The sequence below is a fragment of the Caldovatus sediminis genome (assembly GCF_014644455.1).
Lineage (GTDB): Bacteria > Pseudomonadota > Alphaproteobacteria > Acetobacterales > Acetobacteraceae > Caldovatus > Caldovatus sediminis.
This window is the reverse complement of record NZ_BMKS01000004.1, coordinates 343,521-369,760: the sequence shown is the minus strand read 5'-3', so window position 1 is coordinate 369,760 and position 26,240 is coordinate 343,521. Positions and strand designations below refer to the sequence as shown.

General features: G+C 73.6%; 26 protein-coding genes. 14 read left to right on the top strand and 12 right to left on the bottom strand.

Translation table 11 applies throughout. The annotated features are described in order from the left end of the window. Window positions 1-19: 19 nt before the first annotated feature. The 4 genes from IEX99_RS08975 to IEX99_RS08960 form a co-directional block, all read right to left on the bottom strand. Complete coding sequence (locus IEX99_RS08975; RefSeq protein ID WP_188899675.1) at window positions 20-1,606, bottom strand: gamma-glutamyltransferase; 1,587 nt, start codon at window positions 1,604-1,606, stop codon at window positions 20-22. A gap of 204 nt (window positions 1,607-1,810) precedes the next feature. After that, window positions 1,811-2,320: a hypothetical protein gene (locus tag IEX99_RS08970; protein ID WP_188899674.1), complete on the bottom strand. Its 510-nt coding sequence runs from the start codon at window positions 2,318-2,320 to the stop codon at window positions 1,811-1,813. Between the two features lie 695 nt (window positions 2,321-3,015). Then, the gene (locus IEX99_RS08965) at window positions 3,016-4,164 is read right to left on the bottom strand and encodes a bifunctional 2-methylcitrate synthase/citrate synthase (RefSeq protein ID WP_188899673.1); all 1,149 of its coding nucleotides are present in this window, start codon (window positions 4,162-4,164) and stop codon (window positions 3,016-3,018) included. A 278-nt stretch (window positions 4,165-4,442) separates the two neighbouring features. After that, window positions 4,443-5,981: an MmgE/PrpD family protein gene (locus IEX99_RS08960; RefSeq protein ID WP_188899672.1), complete on the bottom strand. Its 1,539-nt coding sequence runs from the start codon at window positions 5,979-5,981 to the stop codon at window positions 4,443-4,445. A 202-nt stretch (window positions 5,982-6,183) separates the two neighbouring features. Here IEX99_RS08960 and IEX99_RS08955 point away from each other — a divergent pair, with 202 nt between their 5' ends. Further along, window positions 6,184-7,572 carry a dihydroorotase gene (locus tag IEX99_RS08955; RefSeq protein ID WP_188899671.1) on the top strand — a complete coding sequence of 463 codons (1,389 nt, stop codon included), beginning with the start codon at window positions 6,184-6,186 and terminating at the stop codon, window positions 7,570-7,572. Window positions 7,573-7,600: 28 nt separating this feature from the next. On the opposite strand, the gene IEX99_RS08950 is transcribed toward IEX99_RS08955, so the two are convergent. Next, window positions 7,601-7,849 carry a GDCCVxC domain-containing (seleno)protein gene (locus IEX99_RS08950; RefSeq protein WP_188899670.1) on the bottom strand — a complete coding sequence of 83 codons (249 nt, stop codon included), beginning with the start codon at window positions 7,847-7,849 and terminating at the stop codon, window positions 7,601-7,603. A 259-nt stretch (window positions 7,850-8,108) separates the two neighbouring features. Between IEX99_RS08950 and IEX99_RS08945 the strand changes: the two genes are divergently transcribed. From IEX99_RS08945 to IEX99_RS08930, 4 genes are all read left to right on the top strand, one after another. Beyond that, the gene (locus IEX99_RS08945) at window positions 8,109-9,059 is read left to right on the top strand and encodes an N-carbamoyl-D-amino-acid hydrolase (protein WP_188899669.1); all 951 of its coding nucleotides are present in this window, start codon (window positions 8,109-8,111) and stop codon (window positions 9,057-9,059) included. A gap of 103 nt (window positions 9,060-9,162) precedes the next feature. Next, the gene (locus IEX99_RS08940) at window positions 9,163-10,917 is read left to right on the top strand and encodes a flavin-containing monooxygenase (RefSeq protein ID WP_188899668.1); all 1,755 of its coding nucleotides are present in this window, start codon (window positions 9,163-9,165) and stop codon (window positions 10,915-10,917) included. 26 nt (window positions 10,918-10,943) lie between these two features. Continuing rightward, window positions 10,944-11,927: an N-carbamoyl-D-amino-acid hydrolase gene (locus IEX99_RS08935; RefSeq protein ID WP_188899667.1), complete on the top strand. Its 984-nt coding sequence runs from the start codon at window positions 10,944-10,946 to the stop codon at window positions 11,925-11,927. A 119-nt stretch (window positions 11,928-12,046) separates the two neighbouring features. Next, complete coding sequence (locus IEX99_RS08930) at window positions 12,047-13,081, top strand: Bug family tripartite tricarboxylate transporter substrate binding protein (protein ID WP_188899666.1); 1,035 nt, start codon at window positions 12,047-12,049, stop codon at window positions 13,079-13,081. A gap of 55 nt (window positions 13,082-13,136) precedes the next feature. Here the strand turns inward: IEX99_RS08930 and IEX99_RS08925 are convergent, their stop codons facing one another. After that, on the bottom strand, window positions 13,137-14,033 hold the full coding sequence (locus tag IEX99_RS08925) for a TauD/TfdA dioxygenase family protein (protein WP_188899665.1): 897 nt from the start codon (window positions 14,031-14,033) through the stop codon (window positions 13,137-13,139). Between the two features lie 63 nt (window positions 14,034-14,096). After that, the gene (locus IEX99_RS08920) at window positions 14,097-14,789 is read right to left on the bottom strand and encodes an aspartate/glutamate racemase family protein (protein ID WP_188899664.1); all 693 of its coding nucleotides are present in this window, start codon (window positions 14,787-14,789) and stop codon (window positions 14,097-14,099) included. A gap of 189 nt (window positions 14,790-14,978) precedes the next feature. Between IEX99_RS08920 and IEX99_RS08915 the strand changes: the two genes are divergently transcribed. The 3 genes from IEX99_RS08915 (at window position 14,979) to mtnA (ending at window position 17,439) form a co-directional block, all read left to right on the top strand. Continuing rightward, the gene (locus IEX99_RS08915) at window positions 14,979-15,434 is read left to right on the top strand and encodes a DUF983 domain-containing protein (protein WP_188899663.1); all 456 of its coding nucleotides are present in this window, start codon (window positions 14,979-14,981) and stop codon (window positions 15,432-15,434) included. Further along, window positions 15,427-15,960, top strand: coding sequence for a UPF0262 family protein (locus IEX99_RS08910; RefSeq protein ID WP_188899662.1), 534 nt, complete (start codon window positions 15,427-15,429; stop codon window positions 15,958-15,960). The genes IEX99_RS08915 and IEX99_RS08910 overlap by 8 nt, the downstream gene beginning before the upstream one ends. 381 nt (window positions 15,961-16,341) lie before the next feature. Then, window positions 16,342-17,439 carry an S-methyl-5-thioribose-1-phosphate isomerase gene (gene mtnA, locus IEX99_RS08905; RefSeq protein ID WP_188899661.1) on the top strand — a complete coding sequence of 366 codons (1,098 nt, stop codon included), beginning with the start codon at window positions 16,342-16,344 and terminating at the stop codon, window positions 17,437-17,439. Between the two features lie 49 nt (window positions 17,440-17,488). Here the strand turns inward: mtnA and IEX99_RS08900 are convergent, their stop codons facing one another. Beyond that, a complete protein-coding gene (locus IEX99_RS08900; protein WP_188899660.1) occupies window positions 17,489-17,743 on the bottom strand; it encodes a hypothetical protein in 255 nt (84 codons plus the stop codon). Between the two features lie 217 nt (window positions 17,744-17,960). On the opposite strand from IEX99_RS08900, the gene IEX99_RS08895 reads away from it, so the two are divergent. Genes IEX99_RS08895 through IEX99_RS08880 form a run of 4 tightly spaced genes read left to right on the top strand, consistent with a single transcriptional unit; the run spans window position 17,961 to window position 20,994 of the window. Further along, window positions 17,961-18,839: a transporter substrate-binding domain-containing protein gene (locus IEX99_RS08895; protein ID WP_188899659.1), complete on the top strand. Its 879-nt coding sequence runs from the start codon at window positions 17,961-17,963 to the stop codon at window positions 18,837-18,839. Between the two features lie 43 nt (window positions 18,840-18,882). Beyond that, a complete protein-coding gene (locus IEX99_RS08890) occupies window positions 18,883-19,626 on the top strand; it encodes an amino acid ABC transporter ATP-binding protein (protein WP_308421478.1) in 744 nt (247 codons plus the stop codon). Between the two features lie 4 nt (window positions 19,627-19,630). Continuing rightward, window positions 19,631-20,311, top strand: coding sequence for an amino acid ABC transporter permease (locus IEX99_RS08885; RefSeq protein WP_188899658.1), 681 nt, complete (start codon window positions 19,631-19,633; stop codon window positions 20,309-20,311). Window positions 20,312-20,313: 2 nt separating this feature from the next. Then, entirely contained in the window at window positions 20,314-20,994 is a 681-nt protein-coding gene (locus tag IEX99_RS08880; protein ID WP_188899657.1) for an amino acid ABC transporter permease, read from the top strand. A 21-nt stretch (window positions 20,995-21,015) separates the two neighbouring features. On the opposite strand, the gene IEX99_RS08875 is transcribed toward IEX99_RS08880, so the two are convergent. From IEX99_RS08875 to IEX99_RS08865, 3 genes are read right to left on the bottom strand one after another with little or no spacing between them, the layout of a single operon-like run. Further along, a complete protein-coding gene (locus IEX99_RS08875; protein ID WP_188899656.1) occupies window positions 21,016-21,486 on the bottom strand; it encodes a DUF3237 domain-containing protein in 471 nt (156 codons plus the stop codon). A gap of 47 nt (window positions 21,487-21,533) precedes the next feature. Next, window positions 21,534-21,953 carry a rhodanese-like domain-containing protein gene (locus tag IEX99_RS08870; RefSeq protein WP_188899655.1) on the bottom strand — a complete coding sequence of 140 codons (420 nt, stop codon included), beginning with the start codon at window positions 21,951-21,953 and terminating at the stop codon, window positions 21,534-21,536. 2 nt (window positions 21,954-21,955) lie between these two features. After that, the gene (locus IEX99_RS08865; protein WP_188899654.1) at window positions 21,956-22,615 is read right to left on the bottom strand and encodes a peroxiredoxin; all 660 of its coding nucleotides are present in this window, start codon (window positions 22,613-22,615) and stop codon (window positions 21,956-21,958) included. Window positions 22,616-22,814: 199 nt separating this feature from the next. Here IEX99_RS08865 and IEX99_RS08860 point away from each other — a divergent pair, with 199 nt between their 5' ends. Then, on the top strand, window positions 22,815-24,443 hold the full coding sequence (locus IEX99_RS08860; protein WP_188899653.1) for a long-chain-fatty-acid--CoA ligase: 1,629 nt from the start codon (window positions 22,815-22,817) through the stop codon (window positions 24,441-24,443). Window positions 24,444-24,490: 47 nt separating this feature from the next. Continuing rightward, window positions 24,491-25,201, top strand: coding sequence for a cysteate racemase (gene cuyB / locus IEX99_RS08855; protein WP_188899652.1), 711 nt, complete (start codon window positions 24,491-24,493; stop codon window positions 25,199-25,201). Window positions 25,202-25,230: 29 nt separating this feature from the next. On the opposite strand, the gene IEX99_RS08850 is transcribed toward cuyB, so the two are convergent. Then, window positions 25,231-26,007 carry a response regulator gene (locus IEX99_RS08850; protein ID WP_188899651.1) on the bottom strand — a complete coding sequence of 259 codons (777 nt, stop codon included), beginning with the start codon at window positions 26,005-26,007 and terminating at the stop codon, window positions 25,231-25,233. Window positions 26,008-26,240 lie beyond the last annotated feature (233 nt).

Here is a 26,240-nt window from a genome sequence, read left to right as displayed (position 1 = left end):
GGCGCGGCCGCCGCCGGCTCTACTGCGCCACCGCCGCGCTCCAGGGCGAGATGGCGTCGCTGATCCCGACCCGCTCGCCGTCCGCCCGCACCTGGATCAGGTTCGGGCAGGCGAAGTTCACCGGCAGCACCGCGTGCTCCACCGACTCCACCGGCGCCCCATCCGCGGCGATCGCCTCCACCACCGCTCGCGGCAGCCGGCGGTCCGCGGTCACCCCGTCCGGCCCGGAGACGTCGATCCGCGGATGATGCGCCGCCCGCTCCGGGTCCATGCCGAAATCCGCCACCAGCGACAGCATCTGGAACACCGACGCCATGATCCGTCGCCCGCCGGAGGCGCCGCACGCGATCTCCGGCCCGCCGCGCTCGCCCGCCGCGATCACCGGGCACATGTTGGTGAGCGGCCGTCTGCCCGGCGCGATCGCGTTCGGCGTGCCGGGGCGCGGGTCGAACCACATCACCCCGTTGTTCATCAGCACGCCGGTGCGCGGCAGCACCACCCGCGAGCCCATCGAGGAGAGCAGCGTCGTGGTCATCGCCACCATCGAGCCCTCGGCGTCCACCACGCTGAGGTGCGTCGTGCAGCTCTCCGCCGCGCGCGGCTCGCTCTCGCCGAGCCCGGCCAGGCGCTCGGCGTAGGCGGCGCGCATCACCCGGGCGAGGCGCGCGTACCAGGCCGGCCCCGGCTCGGTCCCGCCGAAGGGCGCGTCGGCCATGCCCTCGAGCACGCGCCGCAGCGTCGGCGTTGCGGTGAGGCCGTTGGAGAGCATGAGCCGCCGTCCGCGCCAGGGCACCTCCACCGCCGGCAGCACACGGGCGCGGCAGCCGGCGAGGTCGGCGGCCGACAGCACGCCGCCCATCTCCCGCACGTCCGCGGCGATCGCCGCCGCGATCTCCCCCTCGTAGAAGTCGCGCAGTCCGGCCCGCTGCAGCCGCTCGAGCGTCGCCGCCAGGTTGCCCTGGGAAAGGAAGCCCGGCGTCCCCTGATAGGGCGGCACCGGCGGTAGCCCGTTGGGCAGGTAGATGCGCGCGCTCTCCGGATAGAGCCGCAGCACCGCCGCCGAGCTCGCGATCTTCAGCGTGGTGAACCAGTCCTGCGGCAGCCCCCGCTTGGCCAGCGCCACCGCCGGCGCCAGCACCTCGGCGATCGGCAGGCGTCCGTGTCGCTCGTGCAGCAGGGCATAGCCCGCCACTGCCGAGGGGATGCAGAAGGAGAGCGGGCCGTGGATGTTGCGGTCGCCCTCCACCTCGGGCCAGGCGAACAGATCGAGCTTCATCCGCCCGGTCAGCGGGAAGGCGGAGGGATCGAGCCCGCGCGGCGCCACCGGCCCGAAGTCGAAGGTCTCCGCCCGCGCCGCGCCGGCCGCCATGTGCTGCGCGAAGCCGATGCCGCCGATGCCGCTGTTCCATGGCTCGAGCGTGGCGAGCGCGAAGGCGGTCGCGACGGCGGCGTCGGCGGCGCTGCCGCCGGCGTCGAGGATCGCCACGCCGGCCTCGGCGGCGGCCTTGCATTGCGCCGCCACCATGCCGCGGCGCCCGCGCGCGGCGGGCTTCGCCAGCACCCAGTGCTGGGTGGTGTGCGGGGAGGGGGTGAAGTCGAGGGCCATGCGGGTTCGCGTCCTCTCTCGCCATGACGCGTCCGCGCCGGCAGGGGGCGGCGGCAACGCGTGCGCGCCGCATCGTCGGACCGATGCCGCATGCCCGCAAGCCGGACCGGGCCGGCGCCCGCCAGCCCACCCCGGCCGGCGCATGCGAAAAGGGCGCCGCCCGCTCGCGCAGGCGACGCCCCTTCGCCGGGATCGCTCAGTGCGTCACATGGAGGAGGGCTCGCCGCCCTCGCCGCCGGCCGGAGCGGCCGCCGCCGCGGCGGCCGCCGCGGCCTTCTTGCGCGCGCGGGTCGCGGCCGCCTTCTTCGCCGCCTCGGAGCGCGAGGTGGTGCCGGCTTTCGCCGCCGCGGCGCGGCGCGCCGGCGCCTTCCGCGCCGTGCCGGCCGCCGCCTTGCGGGCGGTGGTCTTGCGCGCGGTGGTGCGCTTGGCGGCGGCGCGCGGCGTGGTCGCCCTGCGGGCCGTGGTCCGCTTCGCCGCCGTGGTCCGCTTGGCGGGCGCCTTCTTGGCGACGGTCTTGCGCGCCGCCGGCCGCTTCGCCGCCGTGGTCCGCTTCGCCGCCGTGGTCCGCTTCGCGGTGGTGGTGCGCTTCGCCGCCGGCTTGCGGGTGGCCGGCCGGCGGGTGCCTGCGGTGCGGCGGCTGCCGGACATCGCCATCGCCTGGGCGCGCGGCGCGCCTTCCGCGTTCACGGTGGTCTCGTTGGTGTCGGTCGTCATTGGGTCAGGATCTCCGTTAGCGTTCCCTGGAGGAGCGGCGGCGTTTGGCCGAATGCGCGCCGGATGGCCGGAAGGGGCCGGCCGGCCGCATCGGGACCGTGCGTCGCGCCGCGGAGCAGCGGGGAGGGGCGTGCTGAGGTCCGGGTGGACCGCGCGGAACCGCGCGGCCCCCCTTCGGCGGCGGCGCGCGGATCCCGAATCGCGCGGCGCCGTTCCTGTCGCCGTCCGGTGTCGCAGGCGCCGCGGGGGTGCACGATGATCTTCGCGGCATCGCCGGGCTGCATCGCGCCTTCCTCGGCCTCTCTCCCGCCGGCACGGAGCGCGCTGTGTCCGCCCCTTGGCGGCGGCGCCTCCTGCGGCGGTGCGGCCTCCGCGCCTGCGGGGGCCACGAGCCTGCGGTCCATGGACCGTCCTTCCCTGCTGCGCGGCGTCGCCTCGACGATGCTCGGTGCGAGCCGTCCGACTTGCTGCGGCGGAACTCGCTTCGACGAATCGCGTGCAGCGACGCGCGCGCGAATCACGCTATCTGCACGCGCACCATGCATGTCAACAAAATCCGTCACATGCGCACGGGATTTGTGTGCGTCACGGCCTGCGCAGCGCGCGTCCGTGCCGAGCGATCATCCCGATGCGCCGGACAGGCCCGGCGCCAGCGCGGCATGGCGTCTCCGCGCCGGCGCCGCGCGTGCCGCCCGTCAGCCGCGCTGCGCCAGCGGCACCACCGGGCGCTGCTCGACGCCGGTGTACCAGGAGAGCGGGCGGATCAGCCGGTTGTCGGCCATCTGCTCCAGCACGTGCGCCGCCCAGCCGGTGATGCGGGAGGCGACGAAGATCGGGGTGAACAGCGGGATCTCGAAGCCCATCAGGTAGTAGGCGGGCCCCGCCGGGAAATCGAGGTTGGGGTGGATGTTCTTCCGCCGCAGCATCTCGGCGGCGAGGATGCGGCTGATCTCCATCCAGCGCCGGTCGCCCACCACCTCCGCCATCCGCTCGGCGTACTTGGTCATGGTCGGCACCCGGCTGTCGCCCGACTTGTAGACCCGGTGGCCGAAGCCCATGACCAGCGCCCGGTGGTCGAACTTGCCCTCGAGCCAGGCCGCCGCCTTCTCCGGCTCGCCGATCTCCTTGAGCATGTGCATCACCGCCTCGTTGGCCCCGCCGTGCAGCGGGCCCTTCAGCGCGCCGATCGCGCCGGTGATGGCGGCGTGGATGTCCGCCCCGGTCGAGGCGATGGTCCGGGCGGTGAAGGTCGAGGCGTTGAAGGTGTGCTCGGCGTAGAGGATCAGGCTGACGTCGAAGGCCTTCACCACCTCCGGCTGGGGAACCTTCCCGAACACCACGTGGAAGAAATTCTCGCTGAAGGAGAGCTTCGGGTCCGGCGGGACCGGCGCCTGGCCCTTCGAGAAGCGGTGCGCCGCCGCGATCGCGGTCGGGATCTTGGCGAGCAGCCGCATCGCCTTGCGCCGCGTGGCGGCGTCGGAGACGTCCGCGACCTCCGGGTCCTCCATCCCCATCAGGGAGACCGAGGTCCGGATCGCGTCCATCGGGTGGGCGTCGCGCGGGTAGCCCTCGATCGCCTTGAGCAGCCGGGGGGAGAGCGCCCGGTTCGCCGCCTCCTCCTTCCGGAAGGCGTCGAGCTGGGCGCGGGTCGGCAGCTCCCCGTTCCAGAGCAGGTAGGCGACCTCCTCGAAGCTGCAGTTCTCGCAGAGGTCCTGCACCGCGTAGCCGCGGTAGGTGAGGCTGTTGGTCTCCGGCATCACCTTCGAGATGGCGGAGACGTCGGCATAGACCCCGACGAGGCCCTTCCGGATCTCGGGCTGCGGCTGGGTCGTCGCGTCGCTCATGGCTGGGCTTCTCCCGTTGCGTGCAGGACCGGGCGGAGCCGCCGGCGCCCCGCTCCGGGGCACGCGGCGGACCCGCCCCTGGCGTTCACCGCGCCGCCGCCGCTGGCGCGACGGAGGCGCAGCCGGTGTCGTTCAGGGAACGCGCGACGGGCATGGTTGCGCCGGATCGCGCGCCGCGCCAAGCCGGCGCCGGCGCGCGGCCGGGCGATCACCTATATATATGTGCGCGGCGCCACGGCCCCGGCACGGGCGCGCGGGGACGGCGGGTGCCGCCGGCCTCAGAAGATGCCGGGCCGTCCCTTGACCAGCGCGCCGTCCGGCAGCGCCACGTTCAGCCGGTGCAGCTCGCCCGGCTTCAGCCGCCGCAGCTCCTGCGCCGCCTCGAGGAAGCGCTCGGACTCCGCCGGCGCGATCAGCCCATCGGTCAGGATGCGGAACTTGCGGATGTAGTCCTCCCGCCCGAAGGGCCGCGCCCCGAGCGGGTGGGCGTTCGCCACCGCCATCTCGTCCTCGATCCGCGAGCCGTCGCTGAGGAAGATCTCCACCCGCGCCCCGAACGCCTTCTCGTTCGGGTCGTGGGAGTGGTAGCGCCGCGTCCACTCCGGGTCCTCGCGGGTCTCGATCTTGTGCCAGAGCCGCACCGTGTCGGGCCGGCCGGCGCGCTCCGGCGTGTAGCTGTCCACGTGGTGCCAGCGCCCGTCCTGCAGGGCGACGGCGAAGATGTACATGATCGAGTGGTCGAGCGTCTCCCGGCTCGCCTTCGGGTCCATCTTCTGCGGGTCGTTCGCCCCGGTCCCGATCACGTAGTGGGTGTGGTGGGAGGTGTGGATGACGATCCGCTCGATCGCCTCGAAGTCCTTGATCCGCTCCCGCATGCGGAAGGCGAGGTCGATCAGCGCCTGGCTCTGGTACTCGGCCGAGTGCTCCTTGGTGTAGCTCGCGAGGATCGCCCGCTTCGGCTCCCCCGCCTCCGGCAGCGGCACCTGGTAGTAGACCGGCTCGTAGACGCTCGCCCGCCCGTCCCGGTCCGCCTTGGTGCGGCCGGAGAGGATCCAGGCGACCACCGAGTCCTCGCCCTCGTAGATCGGGCTCGGCGCCCCCTCGCCGCGCATCGCCCGGTCCACCGCCTCGACCGCGAGCTTGCCGGCGTGCGCCGGCGCGTAGGCCTTCCAGGAGGAGATCTCCCCCTTGCGGCTCTGGCGCGTGGTGATGCTGACATGCACCGCCTGCTGCACCGCCTGGTAGATCGTCGCCTGGTCGAGGCCGAGCAGCGTCCCGATCCCCGCCGCCGCCGCCGGGCAGAGATGGGCGATGTGGTCCACCTTGTGCTCGTGCAGGCAGATCGCGCGCACGAGATCAATGTGGATCTCGTAGGCGGTGGCGAGGCCGCGGATCACCTCCTCGCCCGACCGCCCCATGCTCTGCGCCACGGCGAGCACGGGCGGGATGTTGTCCCCGGGGTGCGAGTAGTCGGCGGCGAGGAAGGTGTCGTGCATGTCGAGCTCGCGCACCGCCGTCCCGTTCGCCCAGGCGGCCCACTCCGGCGAGAACCGCCGCCCGGCGTCCACGCCGAAGATCGTCGCCCCCCCGTCGCGCGGATGGCCGAGCGCCATCTGCCGCGCCGAGACCACCGGGCGCCGGTTGACCGCGGCGATCGCCACCGCGGCGTTGTCGATCACCCGGTTGACGATCATCTCGGCCACCGCGTCCTCGACCGGCACCGGGTCCACGGCGACCCCGGCGATCTTCCAGGCGAGCTGCTGCTCGCGCGGCAGCAGCGCCTTGGACGGATGGACCTTCACGGGATGGAGCTGCATCGGCGGGCGATCCCTCGCGCTGGTTCAGGCCGGGCGGCGTTCTCCCGCCGGCGGTCCACGGCGTCAATTGCGCCCGTCCGGCCGCCTGCCCGCGACCGGCGCGCCGCGACGCGCCGCGGCGGCTGTTCGCGCCCCGCGCGCCGGCCTAGGGTGTCGCCATCCCCTGCCGGCGAAGGCCGACGACACCGAGGACCCGACGCGCATGGACCAGCCGCCCTTCGACCGCCTCATCCGTGGCGACCTCGTCCTCCCCGACCGCGTGCTGCGCGACGGCTGGATCGCCGTGCGCGGCGAGGCCATCGCCGCGATCGGCGAAGGCCCGCCGCCGCCCGCCCGCGAGACCGCCGACCATTCCGGCCGCCTGGTCCTCCCCGGCCTGGTGGACGGCCACATGCACACCTCCTCCTCGACCGGCTGGCCGGGCATCGAGGGCGCCACCATGTGCGCCGCCGCCGGCGGCGTCACCACCTGCGTGGACATGCCCTACGACGTCCCGCGCCCCGTCACCGACGCCGCGATCCTCCGCGAGAAGGTCGAGTGGGTGGAGCGCCTCGCCCATGTGGACGTCGCGCTCTACGGCACCATCCGGAAGACGGGCGGCGTGGACGCCATCCCCGGCCTCGCCGAGGCCGGCGCCTGCTCCTTCAAGCTCTCCACCTACGAGTACGACCCGGTCCGCTTCCCGCGCATAGACCACCCGACCATGGTCGAGGCCTTCCGCGCCATCGCCCAGACCGGCCTGATGGTCGCCGTGCACAACGAGGACCAGGAGATCGTCGTCCGCCTCACCGAGGAGGCGAAGGCGCGCGGCGACACCTCGCCCATCTGGCACTGCCGCACCCGCCCGCCGCTCTGCGAGACCATGGCCGACCTCGAGATCTTCGAGATCGGCCTGGAGACCGGCGCCCACGTCCACATCGCCCATTCCTCCCTCGCGCGCGGCTTCGAGATCGCCGAGGTGTTCCGCCGCATGGGCGGCAAGGCCACCGGCGAGGCCTGCATCCAGTACCTCTGCATGACCGAGGAGGACATCGTCCGCCTCGCCGGCTTCGGGAAGTGCAACCCGCCCTTCCGCACGCGCGAGGAGGTCGAGCGCATGTGGCGGGCGCTGGCCGCCGGCCAGGTCGCCTACGTCTCCACCGACCACGCCCCCTGGCCGCGCGAGCGCAAGGAGTACAGGGGCGACATCTTCGCCCTCGGCGCCGGCCTCACCGGCCTGCAGAGCTTCGCGCCGCTGATGTACACGCTGCTCACCGAGCGCTCGCTCCCCCTCACCTGGATGGCGCGCTACTGCGCCGAGCGCCCGGCGCGCTTCCACGGCCTGTTCCCGAAGAAGGGCGCGATCCGGGTGGGAAGCGACGCCGACCTCTGCGTGCTGGAGCCCGGCGACTTCACCTTCGACGAGCGCGACATCCGCGACCGCGAGGACGCCAGGTGGTCGCCCTATCACGGCCGCCCGATGGCCGCGCGCGTCGCCGCCACCTACCTGCGCGGCCGCTGCGTCTGGGACGGGCGGGAGGTGAAGGCCACGCCGGGCACCGGCCGCTTCGTGCCGCGGCAGACCACGGGCACCTATCTCGGCGAGGAGTGATCCGCGCGAGGGCCGCGGGGCGGGGCCGTCATGCCGGGCGCCCGCCGCCCGGTCCCCGCTGCGGGGCGGCCGCCGGGGGGCGGCAGGCGCCCTCGGCCTGCACCGGCGGGCATGGCGTGTCGCCGTAGGAGCAGAACACGCAGCAGTCGCCCGCCCTGGGCCGCAGCGCCGCGCCGCAGCCCTTGCAGTCGTAGAGGATCCGGCAGGCGTCGGTCGGCATCGTCTCGGTCCGGCGGTGGCCGCACAGCGGGCAGGTGATGGTGGACGAAAGGATCATGACCGCAGGATAGGGCGGCCAGGCCGAGGCTTCACCCGTCGTCGCCCGGCTCCGGCCCCGGACCGGGGGCATCCGGTCCCGCCGCGGCGTTGCGCGCCCGATCATGTTCATCGCATGTTCGCCCTTCCATCCGGCGCGCGCAGCGTGCAGCCGGCCGCGCCCCCGCTCCCGCCCACCGCCGTGTGCCGCCGCCCCCCTGCCCAGCGCCGCCCGGCCCTGCCAATCTGGCCCCCTCCGCGCCGCAAGGACGATCGCCGTCATGACCGCAAGCTCCCGCACGATCCGCGTCGCCGGCGCCCAGATGGGCCCAACCCAGCGCGCCGACTCCCGCGCCCACACGCTCGACCGCCTGATCGCCCTGCTCGAGAACGCCGCCGCGCAGGGCGCGCAGCTCGTCGTCTTCCCCGAGCTCGCCCTGACCACCTTCTTCCCGCGCTGGCCGATGGAGGAGGCCGAGCTCCTCAGCTACTTCGAGCGCGCCATGCCCAACCCGCAGGTGCAGCCGCTCTTCGACCGCGCCCGCGCGCTCGGCGTCGGCTTCTATCTCGGCTACGCCGAGCTCGCCGAGGACGGCCGCCGCTTCAACAGCGCCATCACCACCGGCCCGGACGGCGTGATCCTCGGCAGGTACCGCAAGGTCCACCTCCCCGGCTCGCGGGAGATCCGCCCGGGCCAGCGCTACCAGCAGCTCGAGAAGCGCTACTTCGAGTACGGCGACCTCGGCTTCCCCGCCTTCCGCGGCCCGCGCGCCTGGGGCTCGCCGGTGCTCGGCATGCTGATCTGCAACGACCGCCGCTGGCCGGAGGGCTGGCGCTGCTACGGCCTGCAGGGCGTCGAGCTGATGCTGATGGGCTACAACTCCGCCGCCTACGACCCCAACGGCGGCGAGAGCGAGAGCGCGGAGCTGCGCACCTTCCACTCCACCCTCGCCGTGCAGGCCAACGCCTACATGAACGCCACCTGGGCCGTCTCCGTCGCCAAGGCGGGCGTCGAGGACGGCGCCGGCCTGATCGGCGGCAGCGTCATCGTGGACCCGAACGGCCTCGTCGTCGCCCAGGCGAAGACGCTGGAGGACGAGGTGATCGTCGCCGAGGTGGACCTCGACGCCTGCCGCCAGGGCAAGGAGAAGATGTTCGACTTCGCCGCCCACCGCCGCCCGCAGCACTACCGGCGCATCGTGGACCAGGTCGGCGCGGTCCCGCCGGCGTGACCGGAGCCGGGTTGCCGCACCACGGGGCGGGGCCCAGTATCCCCGCCAAGCGCCCGCGCCGGCCCGCCCCGCCGACGCGGCCATTCCGGAGGAGACTCGCGCCATGGACGGCACCCTGATCGGCACCTCGGCGGAAGCGGCCGCCACCGCATGGCTCGACGCCTTCGAGCGCGCCCTGTCCGGCCGCGACCCCGCGCGGATCGGGGCGCTGTTCCATGCCGACAGCCACTGGCGCGACATCCTCGCCTTCACCTGGGACCTCCGCACCGCCTCCGGCCCCGCCGCCATCGCGGAACGCCTCGGCGCGGCGCTCGCCCGCATGCGGCCGCGCGGCTTCGCCCTCGCCCGCGGCCGCACGCCGCCGCGGCGGGTGCGGCGCGCCGACACCGAGGCCATCGAGGCGATCTTCACCTTCGAGACCGCGATCGGCCCCTGCAACGGCGTGGTGCGGCTGGTGGAGGCCGGAGGCGCGCCGCGCGCCTGGACGCTGATGACCGCCCTCGACGAGATCCGCGGCCACGAGGACCCCGCCACCGGCCGCCGCTGGAAGGAGGTGGACTGGACGCGGAACTTCGGCGGCGAGAACTGGCTCGACCGCCGCAACCGCGCCCGCGCCTACGCGGACCGCGACCCGGCGGTGCTGGTCGTCGGCGCCGGGCAGGCGGGCCTCTCCGTCGCCGCGCGGCTCGGCCAGCTCGGCGTGGACACGCTGGTCGTGGACCGCGAGGCGCGGCTCGGCGACAACTGGCGCCGCCGCTACCACTCGCTGACGCTGCACAACGAGACGCGCGTCAACCACCTCCCCTACATGCCCTTCCCGCCGACCTGGCCGGTCTTCATCCCGAAGGACATGCTCGCCAACTGGTTCGAGCTCTACGCCGAGGCGATGGAGCTGAACGTCTGGACCGGCACCGAGCTCGCCGGCGGCGCCTGGGACGAGGCGGCGCGGCGCTGGGAGGTGCGCCTGAAGCGCGCCGACGGCACGGAGCGGGTGATGCGCCCGCGCCACCTCGTCTTCGCCGTCGGCGTCAGCAGCATCCCCGTCACGCCCGACCTGCCGGGCCTCGAGGAGTTCCGCGGCACGGTGCTGCATTCCGGCGACTACGGCAGCAGCACGGAATGGCGCGGCAAGCGGGCGCTCGTCCTCGGCACCGGCACCAGCGGGCACGACGTGGCGCAGGACCTCTGCACCGGGGGCGCCGAGGTCACCATCATCCAGCGCAGCCCGACGATGGTGGTCAGCCTGAGGGAGGCGCAGTCCGCCTACGCCCTCTACGACGAGGGCATCCCCTTCGAGGACTGCGACCTCCTCGCCACCTCCTTCCCCTATCCGGTGTTCCGCCGCGCCCACCAGCTCCTCACCGCCAAGGGGCGGGAGGCCGACCGGGCGCTGCTGGAGGGGCTGGAGCGGCGCGGCTTCCGCCTCACCTTCGGCCCCGACGACACCGGCTGGCAGATCATGTACCAGAACCGCGGCGGCGGGTACTACTTCAACGCCGGCTGCTCGGAGATGATCGTCGAGGGCCGCGTCGGCCTGCTGCAGTACGACGCGATCGAACGCTTCGCGCCGGAGGGCGCGCTGCTCAGGGACGGCACGGTGAAGCGCGCGGACCTGATCGTGCTCGCCACCGGCTACGCGAACCAGCAGGAGGTGGTGCGCCAGGCCCTCGGCGACGCGATCGCCGACCGCGTCGGGCCGGTCTGGGGCTTCGACGCGGAGGGCGAGCTGCGCAACATGTGGCGCCCGACCGCCCAGCCGGGACTGTGGTTCATCGCCGGCAGCCTCGCGCAGTGCCGCATCTACTCGAAGACGCTCGCGATGCAGATCAAGGCGCGCGAGCTCGGCCTGGTCGGGTGACGGGCGGGCCGGAGGAGCACCGCGCCATGCCCCGCATCGTCACCCTCGCCGCCGCGCAGCTCGGCCCGATCCAGAAGGCGGATGGCCGCGAGGTCGCGGTCGGCCGCATGGTCCGCCTGATGGAGCGCGCCCATCGGCGCGGCGCCGAGGTCGTCGTCTTCCCCGAGCTGGCGCTGACCACCTTCTTCCCGCGCTGGTACCACGAGGACCTCGCCGATGCCGACCACTGGTACGAGACGGCGATGCCCTCCGACGCCACCGCCCCGCTGTTCGAGGCGGCGCGCAGGTACGGCATCGCCTTCCACCTCGGCTACGCCGAGAAGACGCCGGAGGGGCGCCGCTTCAACACCGCGATCCTCGTCCATCCCTCCGGCGAGATCGTGCTGAAGTACCGCAAGGTCCACCTCCCCGGCCACGCCGAGTACGACCCGCGGCGCAGGGTGCAGCACCTGGAGAAGCGCTATTTCGAGGTCGGCGACCTAGGCTTCCCGGTGGTGCGCGCCCCGGTCGGCGCGCAGGAGGCCAACGTCGGCCTGATGATCTGCAACGACCGCCGCTGGCCGGAGGCCTGGCGCGTGATGGGGCTGCAGCAGGTCGAGATCGTCATGCTCGGCTACAACACGCCCTCGCTCAACATGGAGAACCGCGGCTTCGAGGCGCACCACCTGCGCGTCTTCCACTCGCATCTCAGCGTGCAGGCCGGCGCCTACCAGAACGCCTGCTTCGCCGTCGCCACCGCCAAGGCCGGCACCGAGGACGGGCACGAGCTCTTCGGCCACTCCATCATCGTCAACCCGCAGGGCGAGATCATGGCCCAGGCGACGAGCTGGGACGACGAGCTGATCGTCGCCGACTGCGACCTCGACATGTGCGCCCTCGGCCGCAGCACGATCTTCGACTTCGCCCGCCACCGCCGCCCGGAGGCCTACCGCCGCATCGTCGAGCAGACCGGCAGCGTCGCGCCGCCGGCCTGGCGGCCGGGCGGCGGCACGGCGCAGGCGGCGGACTGACGCGGCAGCCGGATCCCGCGCGGCGCCGGCGCGGTCTCGCGCACGGGCTCGCGGCGGCCCGGTCCTCGGATATGATGCCGCCTGTGCGGCCGAGGACCGGGCCGCAGGGAGGCAAACGCATGCGACCTCACACCACGTCCGCCCCGGCCAAGGGACCCGCGGCCGGCACCCGCCGCGCCGTGCTCGGCCTCGGCCTCGCCGGCTCAGCCGCGGCCGCCGTGTCGCCGGCGCGGGCGCAGCAGCGGGCCCAGGGCCCGGACTGGCCGACCCAGACGATCCGGTACATCAACGTGTTCGCCCCCGGCGGCACGACCGACATCATGGGGCGCATCTGGTGCACGAAGATGTCGGAAATCACCGGCCAGCAGTTCGTGATCGACGTGCGGACCGGCGCGGCGGGGACGGTCGGCTCCACGGCGATCGCCCGTGCGGCGCCGGACGGCACGACGATCGGCCTCGGCTCCATCGCGCCGCTCGCCATCGCGCCGTCGCTCTACCCGAGCCTCGCCTATGACGCAGGGCGCGACTTCACCTACATCAGCGGGATGTTCCAGATCCCGAACATGCTGGTCGTCAACAACGACCTTCCCGCACGCACCGTGCCGGAGCTGATCGCCCTGCTGAAGCGCGAACCGGGGAAGTACGTGTTCGGCTCCGGCGGCACGGGCACGACGGTCCACCTCTCGGGCGAGATGTTCAAGCAGATGGCCGGGGTGGACATGGTCCACGCGCCCTACCGCGGCGAGGCGCCGGCGTTGACCGACATGCTCGGCGGCCGCGTGCACATGGTGTTCGGCAACATCCCGAGCGCCATCGCCCATGTCCGCCAGGGCACCGCGCGCGCCCTCGCCGTCACCGGGGCGCAGCGCAGCCCGGTCGCGCCCGACGTCCCGGCCATGGCGGAGTTCCTCCCGGGATTCGAGATCACCTCCTGGGGCTGCGTGGTCGGCCCCGCAGGCATCCCCGCACCGATGGTCGAGCGCATGGCGGCGCTCTCCAACCGCGCGCTCGACAACCCGGATCTGGTGAGCAGGTTCCAGGAGAGCGGCGCGACGCCGTGGAAGATCGCGCCCGACGCGCTCAAGGCCTACCGGGCCGAGCAGGAGGCGCTGTTCGCCCGCGTCATCCGCACCGCCGGCGTGCGCCTGGAATAGGCCGCGGGGGAGCGAGGGGAGCGGGGCGTGCCCCGCTCGCTCCCTGCCCGCCCGCTCAGACCGGCCGCTCGCCCTTGATCGTGACGCGGTTGCCGTAGCGCGTGTGCGGCCAGTAGTCCCACATCGCGCGGTGCTGGACGCAGCGGTTGTCCCAGAAGGCGATGGAGTTGGCGCGCCAGCGGAAGCGGCACTGGAACAGCGGGTGCTCGGCGAGGTCGAACAGGTAGCGCAGGATGCCGTCGCTCTCGTCGCGCGGGATGCCGTTGATGCGCACGGTGAAGCCGCGGTTGACGAACAGCGCCTTCTTCCCGGTGACGGGATGGGTGCGGATCACCGGGTGCTCCGCGCGCGGATAGCTCGGCTTGTCGGCAACGCCGAGGTCCGCGTAGAGGCCGCGATAGACGTGCTCGCCGTCATGGATCGCGGTCAGGCCCTCGAGGTAGGCCTTCATGCGGTCCGACAGCGCCTCGTAGGCGGCGTACATGCTGGCGAACAGCGTGTCGCCGCCGACCGGCGGGACCTCCTTGAGGTAGAGGATCGAGCCCATCGGCGGCTCGGGGTCGCAGGAGACGTCGCTGTGCCAGCCCTCGCCGTTGGCGCGCGACGAGTTCTTCTCCGTCCTGATGATCATCAGCTCGGGGTGGCCCGGCTCGTGCGGCGCGGCGGGGTGGATGTGCAGCTCGCCGAACTGGCGGCCGAAGGCGAGGTGCTGCTCCGGCGTCAGGTGCTGGTCGCGGAAGAAGATCACCAGGTTCTCGGCCAGCGCGCGGTGGATCTCGTCCATCTGCCGGTTGCTGGGATTGCCGAGGTCCACGCCGCCGATCTCGGCGCCGATGATCGGCGTCAGCTTCTCGACGGTGATGGTCTCGTAGGGCGTGCCCTCGGGCGCGAGGTGCTTGTAGCGGGGCCCGGCGTTGCCGCGCATCGCCGAGGCGCTGATGGTGGCGGACATGCGTCTCTCCCTCTGCGTGTCGTTCCGGGACGGTCGAAGGGGGCCGGATGCGGAGCGCCCGCGCTACTGCGCCGCGTCCGCGAGCGCGGGCGTCGCCGCGCCGCGCCGCGCCGACAGCACCGCGAGCAGCGCCTGCGCCGCCGCCGCCTGGCAGGGCTCCACCACCGGCACGCCGGCCGCGTCCTCCGCCGCCGCGAGGTGGCCGGCCATGCCGGCGCAGCCCAGCACCACCGCCTCGGCGCCCATCGCGACCAGCTCGCGCGCCGCGGCCTGCAGCCGCTCGCGCGGCGCGACCGGGTCGGTCAGGCTCTCCATGTCGAGGCCGAGCGGGATCGAGCCGACGCAGCGCTGCTCCGCGCCCATCGCCTGCAGCACGCGGCGCTGGCGCGGGCGCGAGGTCTCGAGGAAGGCGACGATGCCGAACCGCTCGGCGCGCGCCAGCGCCGCCGCGACCGCGCAGCGCATCATGCCGAGCACCGGCCGGTCGGTGACCATCCGCACCGCCTCGAGCCCGGGATCGGAGACGCAGCCGATGACGTAGCAGGCGGCGGGCTCGCGCTCCACCAGGCGGCAGAGCGGCTCGGCGACGGCGTACCAGTCGCGCCAGGTGGCGATGGCCGGCGGCCCCCCGGGCAGGCTGGTCACCTCGATGCGCGGCAGGCCGGGCGCGGCGAACCGGGCCATCGCCGCCGCGATGCCGGCGGTGCAGGACGCCGAGGTGTTGGGGTTCACGACCAGGATGCGTTCGGCGCTCATGGGGGCAAATTCCCTTAGGCGCCGCGCCTCGGCAAGCCGCTTGCGCAAAGATGAGGGTTGGATTCCGTCGCCGTGCCGCCTAGATTGTGCAGCGCACAACAACCGGCGCATGGCGTGGAGGTCCGGCCGATCGGGCGGGGACCCGTTCCCTCTTCAACCGCGGCGCGCCGGAGGAACAGGAATGCCGCCATGCGCTGGGAACCGAACCGCTTCCCGCCCGCATCGCCGCCGCACCAGCCGCCCTCGTTCTGGACCGGCCTCGGGCGTGGCGCCTCCGGGCGCTGCCCGGCCTGCGGCGACGGCCGGCTCTTTGCCGGCTACCTGCGCCTCTCGCCATCCTGCACGGGCTGCGGCGCCCCGCTCGCCGCGCTGCGGGCCGACGACGCGCCTCCCTACTTCACCATCTTCCTCGCCGGTCACCTGCTGCTGCCCTTCGTGCTGTGGATCGAGCGCGCCTGGCAGCCGCCGATGTGGCTGCACATGGCGCTCTGGCTGCCGCTGTTCACGGTGATCTGCACACTGATGCTGCGCCCGGTGAAGGGCGCGGTGGTGGGCTGGATGATGCGCCTCGGCATCACCGGGACGGAGTACCAGGACGCGCCGCGGGCCATCGCCGCCACCGCGCGGGACCGGCGCGATGCCTGACCGGCGCCTGGCCGACCCGGCGCCGGCCGGCGCGGGCGAGTCCGCCGCCCAGCCGCCGTGCGACCTGATCCGGATCGAGCTGCCCGAGGCGGCGCCGCCGCCCAGCCCCTATGCCGAGGCAGATCGTCGTCAGGCGGTCCGGGACCTGCTCTGCGGCAACCGCTTCCGTCCCGCCGGCGTGCCGCGCCCCGGCCCCTTCGCCCTGCGCCTGTGGCTCCGCGACGGACGCCTCGTGCTCGACATCCGGGATGGGCAGGACGGCCGGCCGCTGCGCGCCGTCGCCCTGGCGCTCGGCCCGTTCCGCAGGCTGATCAAGGACTACCAGATGGTGGTCGAGAGCCACGAGCGCGCGGTGGCCGAGCACCAGGGCGAGGCCCGCATCCAGGCCATCGACATGGGCCGGCGCGGCCTGCACAACGAGGGCGCCGAGATCCTCGCCGAGCGGCTGAAGGGGCGGGTCGCGGTGGACTTCGAGACGGCGCGCCGCCTGTTCACGCTGGTCTGTGCGCTGCACCAGAGGGTCTGAGCCGCCGTCCCGCCTCCGGCGGCCAACCCCGCGCCGCGCCGCGCGCTGCCCCGCCCATCCGGAGGCAAGCCCGAGCACATGGACGTGAGGCTTCTGGGAATCCCGGCGGTGACCCAGACGGCGCTGTCGCCGGTGCCGGGCGGCGCGCGGCCTGTCCCTCGGCCCTCGCTCTCATGGCGACGCTGCGGATGGCGGCGAACCTGGCGGTCTCCTTCGTCCGGACCCTCCCGGCCGACATCGCGACCGGGAACTGCACCACCCCCGCACCGGGGCGGGAGGCGCTGCGCCTCCAGTGGGAGTATTCCCGCGCGGCACGCGGTGCTCGCCGCGCCGGCACGCCGCGGAGGGCCGGAGAGCCCGCAGATTCACGAGGATGTCGCCATGAGGATCGCCGGCAGGCACTACCGCAGCGTCTGGGTGGACGAGGAGGACGGCTGGTCGGTGCGGATCTTCGACCAGACGCGGCTCCCCTGGTCGCTCGAGATCCTGCGCCTGACCGATGCGGGCCAGGTGGCGCACGCCATCCGCTCGATGCAGGTGCGCGGCGCGCCGCTGATCGGCGCCGTCGCGGCCTACGGCGTGGTGCTGGCGATGCGGGCGGACCCCTCGACGGCGCATCTGGACCGGGTATGCGAGGCGCTCGGCCGCACCCGCCCGACCGCAGTCAACCTGCGCTGGGCGCTGGAGCGCATGCGGGCGGCGCTGCACGACCGGCCGGCCGGGCGCCGCGCCGCCGCCGCCTACGCCGAGGCCGCGGCGATCGCCGAGGACGACGTCGAGACCTGCCGGCGCATCGGCGCGCACGGCCTGCCGCTGCTGCGGGAGATCGCGGCGCGCAAGGCGCCGGGCGAGGCGGTGAAGGTGCTCACCCACTGCAACGCCGGCTGGCTGGCGACGGTGGACTACGGCACCGCGCTCAGCCCGATCTACCAGGCGCACGACGCCGGCCTGCCCGTCCATGTCTGGGTGGACGAGACCCGCCCGCGCAACCAGGGCGCGGCGCTGACCGCCTGGGAGCTCGGCAGGCACGGCGTGCCGCACACGGTGGTCGCGGACAACGCCGGCGGGCACCTGATGCAGCACGGGGAGGTGGACATCGTCATCGTCGGCACCGACCGGGTGACGCGCCGGGGCGACGTGGCGAACAAGATCGGCACCTACCTCAAGGCGCTGGCGGCGCGCGACAACGGCGTGCCGTTCTGGGTGGCGATGCCGCACTCGACGCTCGACATGCGCGTGCGCGACGGCCTCGCCGAGATCCCGATCGAGGAGCGCGACGCGGCGGAGGTGACGGAGCTCACCGGCCGCACCGCCGACGGGCGGATCGAGACGGTGCGCGTCGCCGCGGAGGGCAGCCCGGCCGCCAACCCGGCCTTCGACGTCACGCCGGCGCGCCTTGTGACCGGCCTGATCACCGAGCGCGGGCGCTGCGAGGCGTCGGAGGCGGGCCTGCTCTCGCTCTATCCCGAGAAGGCATGAACCGTCCCCTCCCGCCCCGTGCCGCGGCCGGTCCCGGCGCGCGGCGCGGTCAGCGCGGGGCGAGCGCCGGGCGGCCGCGGTGCCCGAGCTCGGCCGCCGGCCGCCGCGGCTCGACCAGGAACAGGCCGGTCAGCAGCATCGCCCCGCCCAGCACCGCCAGGATGGCGGCCAGGCCGGTCGGCAGGCGCCCCGGGACGAAGCCCTCGCCGAGGATCAGCACCACGAGGATGAGGTCGAGCAGGAGCCCCCCGACGACGAGGCCGAGGGCGAGGATGGTCCGCAGCGTGCCGCGGGTCGTGCGCATCGGTGCCGCATCCCTTCGGGTTCGGTCGCGCGTTTCCTGGCCCGCCTCCAAGGCGGCGGCGCGACGCCGATGGGGCAATTCCGTGGCAGGCGGGCGGCGGGCGGCTCGCCGGCAGTTCCGCGCCGGGCGCGGCCGGCGGTCCCTCGGCGGTTGCCATCGGCCGGTTGTTCTGGGATCGTCCTCCGATCGCGATGTCACAAGCGGGAGACGACAACAGATGTTGCGACGCCCCCGACTCGCCGCGGCCCTGTCCGGGGCCGCCGCCGCCTTCGCCGCCGCCTTCGCCGCCGCGCCGGCGGCCGCCCAGCAGGCGCAGGCCCAGCCGCCGCTGCGCTGCGCCGTGGACGGCACCTTCGCCCCGCACGCCTTCCCCTCGCTCCAGGGCGGGGTGCAGGGCTTCCAGATCGACCTGTTCCGCGAGGTCGCGCGCCGCATGGGGCGCGAGATCGTCATCGATTCGGCGAGCTTCTCCGGCCTGATCCCGGCGCTGAACGCCGGCCGCTACGACTTCCTCTGCGCGCCGACGACGGTGACGCGCGAGCGCGCCGAGAACCTGCTCTTCACCGAGGGCTACCTCTGGACCGAGCTGCAGTTCGGCATCCGCCGCGGCACGCCGCCGATCCGCTCCGAGGAGGACCTGCGCGGCAAGGCGATCAGCGTCAACAAGGGCACGCCCTACGAGCAGTGGGTGACGCGGAACGCCGAGCGGCTGAACCTCACGCTGCTCGCCTTCGACACCCAGCCGGACGCGGTGCAGGCGGTGCTGCAGGGGCGGGCCTACGCGAACCTCTCGGGCAACACGGTGATCCGCTACAGCGCCTCGCGCACGCCGCAATTCGTGGCCGACTGGGTGCTGCCGGGCACGCGCTTCCACTGGGCGACGCCCTTCCGGCGCGACAGCGCGGCGCTGCGCAACCAGGTCGAGGAAGTGATCGAGTGCATGAAGCTCGACGGCACGGTCGCGCGCCTGTCCGAGCGGTGGTTCGGGAACCGGCCGAGGCCGGACCAGGCCGAGAACATCGTCTTCCCGGGCTACGGCGTGCCGGACATGCCGGGCTACGACCCGACGCCGCACACGCCGCGCTGCGGCGGGTGAGGGCCGGGGCGAACGCGCCGCGCCTGCGGCGGGATGCGGCGGCGTGACCAGCCGCCCGATCGTCGAGGCGCGCGGCGTCCACAAGCATTTCGGCACGCTGCACGTGCTGAAGGGCGTGGACCTGGTGGTGGCCGAGCGCGAGCTGGTGTTCGTGATCGGCCCCTCCGGCTCGGGCAAGTCCACGCTGCTGCGCTGCCTGAACCGGCTGGAGGAGCCGAGCGCGGGCTCGATCGTCGTCGACGGGATAGACCTGCTCGACCGGCGCACGGACATCAACAAGGCGCGCCGGCGCATCGGCATGGTGTTCCAGGGCTTCAACCTCTACCCGCACATGACGGCGCTCGGGAACGTCACGCTCGCGCTGCGCAAGGTGCTCGGCCTGCCGCGGGCGGAGGCGGAGGCGCGCGGGCGGGTGGCGCTCGAGCGCGTGCACCTCTCCGACCGGGCGGACCACTACCCGAGCCAGCTCTCCGGCGGGCAGCAGCAGCGCGTCGCGATCGCGCGCGCGATCGCGCTGGAGCCGCGCGTGATGCTGTTCGACGAGCCGACCAGCGCGCTCGACCCGGAGCTGGTGGGCGGCGTGCTCGCCGTGATGCGCGAGCTGCGCGAGGACGGGATGACGATGGTGGTGGTGAGCCACGAGATGGGCTTCGCCCGCGCCGCCGCCGACCGGGTGCTGTTCATGGACGACGGCCTGGTCGTCGAGGAGGGCACGCCGGAGCAGATCTTCGGCGCGCCGCGGCACGAGCGCACGCGGGCCTTCATCTCGCAGATCGAGCGCCATTAGTCCCGTGACCGCCTGGGAACGCTTCGCCGATTCCTTCCTCAACGCCCGTGTGGCGGCGGAGTACCTGCCGAAGATCGTGGACGGCTTCCGGCTGACGGTGGTGCTCGCCCTGCTGATCGTCGTCAGCGGGCTCGCCGCCGGGCTGCTGCTCGCGCTGGTGCGCTCGCTCGGCGTGCGGCCGCTGAACTGGCTGATCATCTTCGTGGTGGACCTGTTCCGGGCGCTGCCGCCGCTCGTCGTCATCGTGCTGCTGTTCTTCGGGCTGCCGGCGGCGGGGATGCAGCTCTCCGGCTTCGCCTCGACCTGGCTCGCGCTGTCGCTGGTGCTGATGGCCTTCGCCGAGGAGATCTTCTGGGCCGGCATCACCTCGGTCCCCAAGGGGCAGTGGGAGGCGGCGCGCTCGACCGGGCTCACCTTCGTCCAGACGCTGCGCTTCGTGGTGCTGCCGCAGGCGATCCGGCTGACCATCCCGCCGCTCACCAACCGCACCATCGCGATCACCAAGGGGACGGCGCTGGCCTCGGTGGTGGCGGTGCAGGAGATCCTCGGCGCGGCGCATGCCGGCGTCTCCTTCAGCTTCAACCCGACGCCGCTCACCCTCGGCGCGCTGGCCTACCTGGTGCTGTTCATCCCGGTGGTGGTGTTCGGCCGCTGGGTCGAGACGCGCTTCGCCTGGAGGCGCTGAGCATGTCCTGGGAGGACTTCGCCCTCGCCTTCCTGAACCTCGAGATCATGCGCGAGGCCTCGCCGATCCTGGTCCAGGGCCTCGTGCAGACGATCCTGCTGTCGCTGCTGGTGGTGCCGCTCGGGCTGGTCGGCGGGACGGTGCTGGCGCTGCTCTCGACGGTGCGGCACCCGCTGGTGCGCTGGCCGCTGATGGCCTGGGTGGACACCTTCCGCGCGCTGCCGCCGCTGGTGCTGCTGGTCTTCATCTACGCCGGCATGCCCTTCGCCGGGCTGGAGCTGCCGGCCTGGGGGGCAGTGGCGATCGGCTTCTTCCTCAACACCGGCGCCTACTACGGCGAGATCCTGCGCGCCGGCATCGAGAGCGTGCCGCGCGGGCAGATGGAGGCGGCGCGCTCCACGGGCCTCACGCGCGGCCAGGCGATGGCCTATGTCGTGATGCCGCAGGCGGTGCGGAACGTGCTGCCCGACCTCATCAGCAACACGCTGGAGGTGGTGAAGCTGACCTCGATCGCGAGCGTGGTGGCGCTGCCGGAGCTGCTGTTCCAGGCGCGCCAGGCGCAGAGCGTGACCTACAACGCGAGCCCGCTCGTCGCGGCGGCGGTGGTGTACTTCGTGCTGCTCTGGCCGGTGGTGCGGCTGCTGAGCCGCCTCGAGAACCGGCAGCTGGCGGGGCGGGGCTGAGCGCGCCCCGCCGCCGGCGGTTCACCGCACCGCGTACACGTCGTACACCGGCCCGCCCGGCGGGCGCTGGCCGACGCCCACCGCCAGCACCCGGTTCAGCCAGCCGAAGGCGGCGTCGCCCGTCTCGAACCGGATCGCGGTGCGGAAGTAGTACTCGCTGGGGTCCACCGTCTCGCCGCGCGCCAGCCGCGCCAGCACCTCGGGCGGGGCCGTGCGCAGGCCGGTGTAGTGCATGTAGACGATCGCGCCGGAGGCGAGGCGCAGCGTCAGGCGCACGTCCATGTGCGCGGTGCCGTCCGGCTCCACCCGCAGCCAGTCGGCGGCGGTCGCGGGCAGCACCTCGCCCCTGAGCTGCGGGCCCTCGATCCGCCCGCCGGTCACGGGGATGATGCGCAGCTCGCCGCCGCGCACGCCGCCCACCATCTGCGGCGCGCCGGCGTCGAGCGACATGCGGAACAGGAACTCGGTCTTCAGCGGCAGCGGCGCGTCCATCGCGTCCTCCTTCCTCGGGGCCCGGGCGCGGCCAGTCTGCTACGGCTTCACCGCTGCCGCCAGGGCAGTCCCTCCGCCTTCCAGCCGCCGCGCGTGCCGCGGTGGCCCTCCTCGTCCACCGGCCCCTCGAAGCCGTCGGCGATGTTGAAGGCGTGCGGGAAGCCCGCCGCCTGCGCCGCCTGCGCCGCGGCCAGGCTGCGCGCCCCCGAGCGGCAGAGGAAGTAGAGCTTGTGCAGCGGCGTCAGCCCCGCCTTGCGGAGCTGCTCGACGAAGTGGCCGTTGAGCTGCATCGAGGGGTAGAGCTGCCACTGCACCAATACCGGCTGCTTCCCCGCCGCGCCGAGGTCGGGCAGGCCGACGAAGGTCCACTCCGCCTCGGTGCGCACATCCACCAGCGCCGCCTGCGGGTCGTCGCGCAACGCCTCCCAGGCGGCGCGCGGCGGGATGTCGGGAACGCCCGCGCCCATGTTCAGGCGTTCACGTCCACGTAGCGGAGATAGGGCTTCTTCGCCTCCCAGCCCTGGGGGAAGAGCTTCCTCGCCTCCTCGTCCGGGATCGAGGCGAGGATGATCGCCTTCTCGCCGGGCTGCCAGTTCACCGGCGTCGCGACCTTCCGCCGCGCGGTGAGCTGCAGCGAGTCGATCACCCGCAGGATCTCGTCGAAGTTGCGCCCCGTGCTCATCGGATAGGCGATGATCAGCTTGATCTGCTTGTCCGGCCCGATGACGAAGACGTTGCGCACCGTCTGGTTGTCGGCCGGCGTACGCCCCTCCGAGGTGTCGCCGGCGCTCGCCGGCAGCATGCCGTAGAGCTTGGAGATCCGGAGGTCGGGGTCGCCGATCATCGGGTAGTTCGGGGCGGCCCCCATCACGTCCTCGATGTCCTTCGACCAGCCCTTGTGGGATTCGACCGGATCGACGCTGAGGCCGATGATCTTGACGTTGCGCTTCTGGAACTCGGGCATGAGCCTGGCCATGTAGCCGAGCTCGGTCGTGCAGACGGGGGTGAAGTCCTTCGGATGCGAGAAGAGCACGCACCAGGAATCGCCGATCCACTCGTGGAAGCGGATCCGGCCCATCGTCGTGTCGGCCTCGAAGTCGGGCGCGACCTGGCCGAGCTGGAGCGCCATGAGTCCCTCCTCCTCGATTGTTCCGGTCCGGAATTGGGTTCCCGCCCGCCTCCGGGGCAGCGCTAAGATGAGCGCGGCGGCGCGGCGTCGCAACCCGCGCATCGCGCGCGCCCCCCTTGGCGCGGAGGGGCCGGCTGGGCCTTAATCCGCGCCGTCTGCCGGCCGCGCCGGGGCCGGATCGTCAGGGAGGTTCGCGTCCATGCTGGGGCTGATGCAGGACTGGCCGCTGCTGCTCCACCGCCTGATCGACCACGCCGCCCGCCACCACCCGGGGCGGGAGATCGTCACCCGCTCGGTGGAGGGGCCGATCCACCGCACGACCTGGGCCGAGGCCCGCCAGCGCTCCCTCCGCGTCGCCCAGCGCCTGGCGCGCGACGGCATCCGTCCCGGCGACCGCGTGGCGACGCTCGCCTGGAACACCGGGCGCCACCTGGAGGCCTGGTACGGCATCGCCGGGATCGGGGCGATCTACCACACGGTCAACCCGCGCCTCTTCCCCGAGCAGATCGCCTGGATCCTCAATCACGCGGAGAGCCGCGTGATGATGGCCGACCTCACCTTCGTCCCCCTGCTCGAGGAGCTGGCGCCGAAGCTCGCGCACGTCGAGCGCTACATCCTGCTCACCGATGCCGCCCACATGCCGGCCTCGACCCGGCTGCCGGACGCGATCCCCTACGAGGACTGGCTCGCCGAGGCGGACGGCGACTTCGCCTGGGCGAGCTTCGACGAGAACACGGCCGCGGGGCTCTGCTACACCTCCGGCACCACGGGCGAGCCCAAGGGGGTGCTCTACTCGCACCGCTCCAACGTGCTGCACGCCCTCACCTGCACCATGCCGGACGTGATGAGCCTGTCCTCGCGCGACCGGGTGATGCCGATCGTGCCGATGTTCCATGCCAATTCCTGGGCCATCCCCTTCGCCGCCGCGGCCGCCGGGGCGGCGCTGGTGATGCCGGGCGCGAGGCTCGACGGCGCCTCGGTCCACCAGCTCCTGGAGGAGGAGCGCGTCACCTACGCGGCCGCCGTGCCCACGGTGTGGATGATGCTGCTGCAGCACCTGGAGGCGACGGGCGGGCGGCTCTCGACCCTCGAGCGCACGATCATCGGCGGCTCCGCCTGCCCGCGCGCGCTCGCCAAGGCCTACCAGGAGAAGTACGGGGTGCAGGTCCGCCACGGCTGGGGCATGACGGAGATGTCGCCCGTGGGCACGGTCTGCGTCCGCAAGCCGGAGACGGAGGGGCTCGACGCCGAGGCCTGGCTCGACGTGCAGGAGAAGCAGGGCATCGCGCTGTTCGGCGTGGACATGAAGATCACCGACGACGCGGGGCGGGAGCTGCCCTGGGACGGCAGGACCTTCGGCCGGCTGAAGGTGAGGGGCCCCGCCATCGCGCGGCGCTACTTCCGGCGCGAGGAGGAGGAGATCCTCGACGCCGAGGGATACTTCGACACCGGCGACGTCGCGACCATAGACCCGAACGGCTACATGAAGATCACCGACCGCTCGAAGGACGTGATCAAGTCGGGCGGGGAGTGGATCAGCTCGATCGACCTCGAGAACCTCGCGGTCGGCCACCCGGACGTGGCGGAGGCGGCGGTGGTCGCGGTGCCGCATCCGAAATGGGGCGAGCGGCCGCTGCTGCTCGCCGTGCCCAAGCCGGGGCGGGCGCCGACGAGGGAATCGCTGCTCGACTTCCTGCGCCCGAAGGTCGCCAAGTGGTGGCTGCCGGACGACGTGGTGTTCGTCCCGGAACTGCCGCATACCGCCACCGGCAAGCTGCTCAAGACCAAGCTGCGCGAGGACTACCGGGACCACCGGCTGCCCGACTGAGCGCGGGCAGGGCGGCGCCGCAGGGGAGCGAGGGGAGAGACCCGCAGGTGAACGAGACCGCGACCCGCGTCCTCGGCGTGCTCGGCGGCATGGGGCCGCTGGCGAGCGCGCAGTTCATGCTTCGGCTGACGCTCCTCACCCCCGCCGAGCGCGACCAGGACCACATCCCCGCGGTGCTGTGGTCCGACCCGCGCGTGCCCGACCGCACCGCGGCGCGGCTCGCCGGCGGCGAGGACCCGCTGCCCTGGCTGGTGCGCGGGCTGCGCGGGCTGGAGGCGGCGGGCTGCGGCGCCGTCGCCATCCCCTGCAACACGGCGCACGGCTGGTACGACGCGATGCGCGCGGCGACGCCCCTGCCCATCCTGCACATCGTGGACGCCGCGGCGGCGGAACTGCGCCGCCAGGGCATCGCGGGCGGCCCGGTCGGCGTGATGGGCACGGCCGGCACCCTGGCCATGCGGCTCTACCAGGACCGGCTGGAGGCCCTCGGCCACGCCTGCCTCACGCCGGACGAGGCGGAGATGGCGCGCCTGGTCACGCCGGCCATCGCCGCGGTGAAGGCCAACCGCGTCGCCGCGGCCTACGCCCCGCTCGCCGAGGCGGCGCGGGCGCTCGCCGCGCGCGGCGCGCGGGCGGTGGTGCTGGGCTGCACGGAGATCCCGCTCGGCATCGCCGCCGGGCCCGCCCTTCCGTTCCCGGTCGTGGACACGATCGACGCCCTGGCGCGCGCCGCCATCGCCTGGGCCCGGGACGCCTGAGCGCCGCCGCGCCAACCGCCGCGGCGCCGTCAGCCGCCGGGCGGGACGAACATGTAGCCGACGCCGCGGACGGTGCGGATCGCCTCCGGCCGGGAGGGGTTGCGCTCGACCTTGCGGCGCAGGCGCATGATGCGGAGGTCGATCGAGCGGTCGAAGGCCTCCGGCTCCTCGCCCTCGCTCGTCGCCTCCAGCAGCCAGTCCCGCTGCAGGGGGCGGTTCGGGTGCCGGACGAGCAGGTGGAGCAGGGCGAACTCGCTCGGGGTCAGTGGAGCCTCGGAGCCGTCGGGCAGGATCAGCACGCGCCGCGTCACGTGCAGCAGCGCGGCGCCGACGGCGACGCAGTCGGGCGGCAGGGCGGGGCGCTGCGGCCCGGCGGTCTCGGCAACGCCAGGGCCCGGAGCAACGGCGGGGACGGCGGCGCCCCCGCCGCTGCGCCGCAGCACGGCCTTGACGCGGGCGAGCAGCTCGCGCGGCTCGAAGGGCTTCGGGATGTAGTCGTCGGCGCCCGATTCGAGGCCGACCACCCGGTCCACCAGGTCGCCGGCGGCGGTCAGCATGATGATGCCCACCCGGGCGCTGCGGCCGCGCAGCCAGCGCGCCAGGGCGAAGCCATCCTCGCCCCCCGGCAGGCCGACATCGAGCAGGACGACGTCGGGCATCGTCGCTTCCACGGCGGCGCGGAAGGCGGCGCCGTCGCCCACGGCGGCGACCCTCAGGCCCTGCATGGCGAGGTATTGCTCCACCGTCTGGCGTTGGAAGGGATCGTCCTCCACCACCAGCACGGCCGGCATCGCCGTGCCCGTCATTCGCCGCCACCCCCTCGATACCGCAGCGCAACGCCTAATTGCCGCCGCCGGCGCCCCGGCGTCAAACGCCGCGATCGGATCGGGGGAGCCCGCCCCGGCCCCGGACCGCGCCGCCGAGGAGCGATCGAAACCGCGGTGAAACCGCGGCGAAACACTTCCGGCACGATGGAAACCGCAGTGAAACACGCCCCCGCATGGCCTGGGGCAGGATCGTGAGAACATGGCCGCCGCCC

Coding starts and splice junctions, on each gene's coding strand:
- IEX99_RS08860 (WP_188899653.1), top strand. CDS start 22,815: ATGCTGGGGCTGATGCAGGACTGGCCGCTGCTGCTCCACCGCCTGATC.
- IEX99_RS08870 (WP_188899655.1), bottom strand. CDS start 21,953: ATGGGCGCGGGCGTTCCCGACATCCCGCCGCGCGCCGCCTGGGAGGCG.
- IEX99_RS08875 (WP_188899656.1), bottom strand. CDS start 21,486: ATGGACGCGCCGCTGCCGCTGAAGACCGAGTTCCTGTTCCGCATGTCG.
- IEX99_RS08900 (WP_188899660.1), bottom strand. CDS start 17,743: ATGCGCACGACCCGCGGCACGCTGCGGACCATCCTCGCCCTCGGCCTC.
- IEX99_RS08955 (WP_188899671.1), top strand. CDS start 6,184: ATGGACCAGCCGCCCTTCGACCGCCTCATCCGTGGCGACCTCGTCCTC.
- IEX99_RS08945 (WP_188899669.1), top strand. CDS start 8,109: ATGACCGCAAGCTCCCGCACGATCCGCGTCGCCGGCGCCCAGATGGGC.
- IEX99_RS08960 (WP_188899672.1), bottom strand. CDS start 5,981: ATGCAGCTCCATCCCGTGAAGGTCCATCCGTCCAAGGCGCTGCTGCCG.
- IEX99_RS08970 (WP_188899674.1), bottom strand. CDS start 2,320: ATGACGACCGACACCAACGAGACCACCGTGAACGCGGAAGGCGCGCCG.
- mtnA (WP_188899661.1), top strand. CDS start 16,342: ATGAGGATCGCCGGCAGGCACTACCGCAGCGTCTGGGTGGACGAGGAG.
- IEX99_RS08895 (WP_188899659.1), top strand. CDS start 17,961: ATGTTGCGACGCCCCCGACTCGCCGCGGCCCTGTCCGGGGCCGCCGCC.
- IEX99_RS08915 (WP_188899663.1), top strand. CDS start 14,979: ATGCGCTGGGAACCGAACCGCTTCCCGCCCGCATCGCCGCCGCACCAG.
- IEX99_RS08935 (WP_188899667.1), top strand. CDS start 10,944: ATGCCCCGCATCGTCACCCTCGCCGCCGCGCAGCTCGGCCCGATCCAG.
- IEX99_RS08850 (WP_188899651.1), bottom strand. CDS start 26,007: ATGACGGGCACGGCGATGCCGGCCGTGCTGGTGGTGGAGGACGATCCC.
- IEX99_RS08975 (WP_188899675.1), bottom strand. CDS start 1,606: ATGGCCCTCGACTTCACCCCCTCCCCGCACACCACCCAGCACTGGGTG.
- IEX99_RS08920 (WP_188899664.1), bottom strand. CDS start 14,789: ATGAGCGCCGAACGCATCCTGGTCGTGAACCCCAACACCTCGGCGTCC.
- IEX99_RS08930 (WP_188899666.1), top strand. CDS start 12,047: ATGCGACCTCACACCACGTCCGCCCCGGCCAAGGGACCCGCGGCCGGC.
- IEX99_RS08940 (WP_188899668.1), top strand. CDS start 9,163: ATGGACGGCACCCTGATCGGCACCTCGGCGGAAGCGGCCGCCACCGCA.
- IEX99_RS08910 (WP_188899662.1), top strand. CDS start 15,427: ATGCCTGACCGGCGCCTGGCCGACCCGGCGCCGGCCGGCGCGGGCGAG.
- IEX99_RS08950 (WP_188899670.1), bottom strand. CDS start 7,849: ATGATCCTTTCGTCCACCATCACCTGCCCGCTGTGCGGCCACCGCCGG.
- IEX99_RS08865 (WP_188899654.1), bottom strand. CDS start 22,615: ATGGCGCTCCAGCTCGGCCAGGTCGCGCCCGACTTCGAGGCCGACACG.
- IEX99_RS08925 (WP_188899665.1), bottom strand. CDS start 14,033: ATGTCCGCCACCATCAGCGCCTCGGCGATGCGCGGCAACGCCGGGCCC.
- IEX99_RS08880 (WP_188899657.1), top strand. CDS start 20,314: ATGTCCTGGGAGGACTTCGCCCTCGCCTTCCTGAACCTCGAGATCATG.
- IEX99_RS08965 (WP_188899673.1), bottom strand. CDS start 4,164: ATGAGCGACGCGACGACCCAGCCGCAGCCCGAGATCCGGAAGGGCCTC.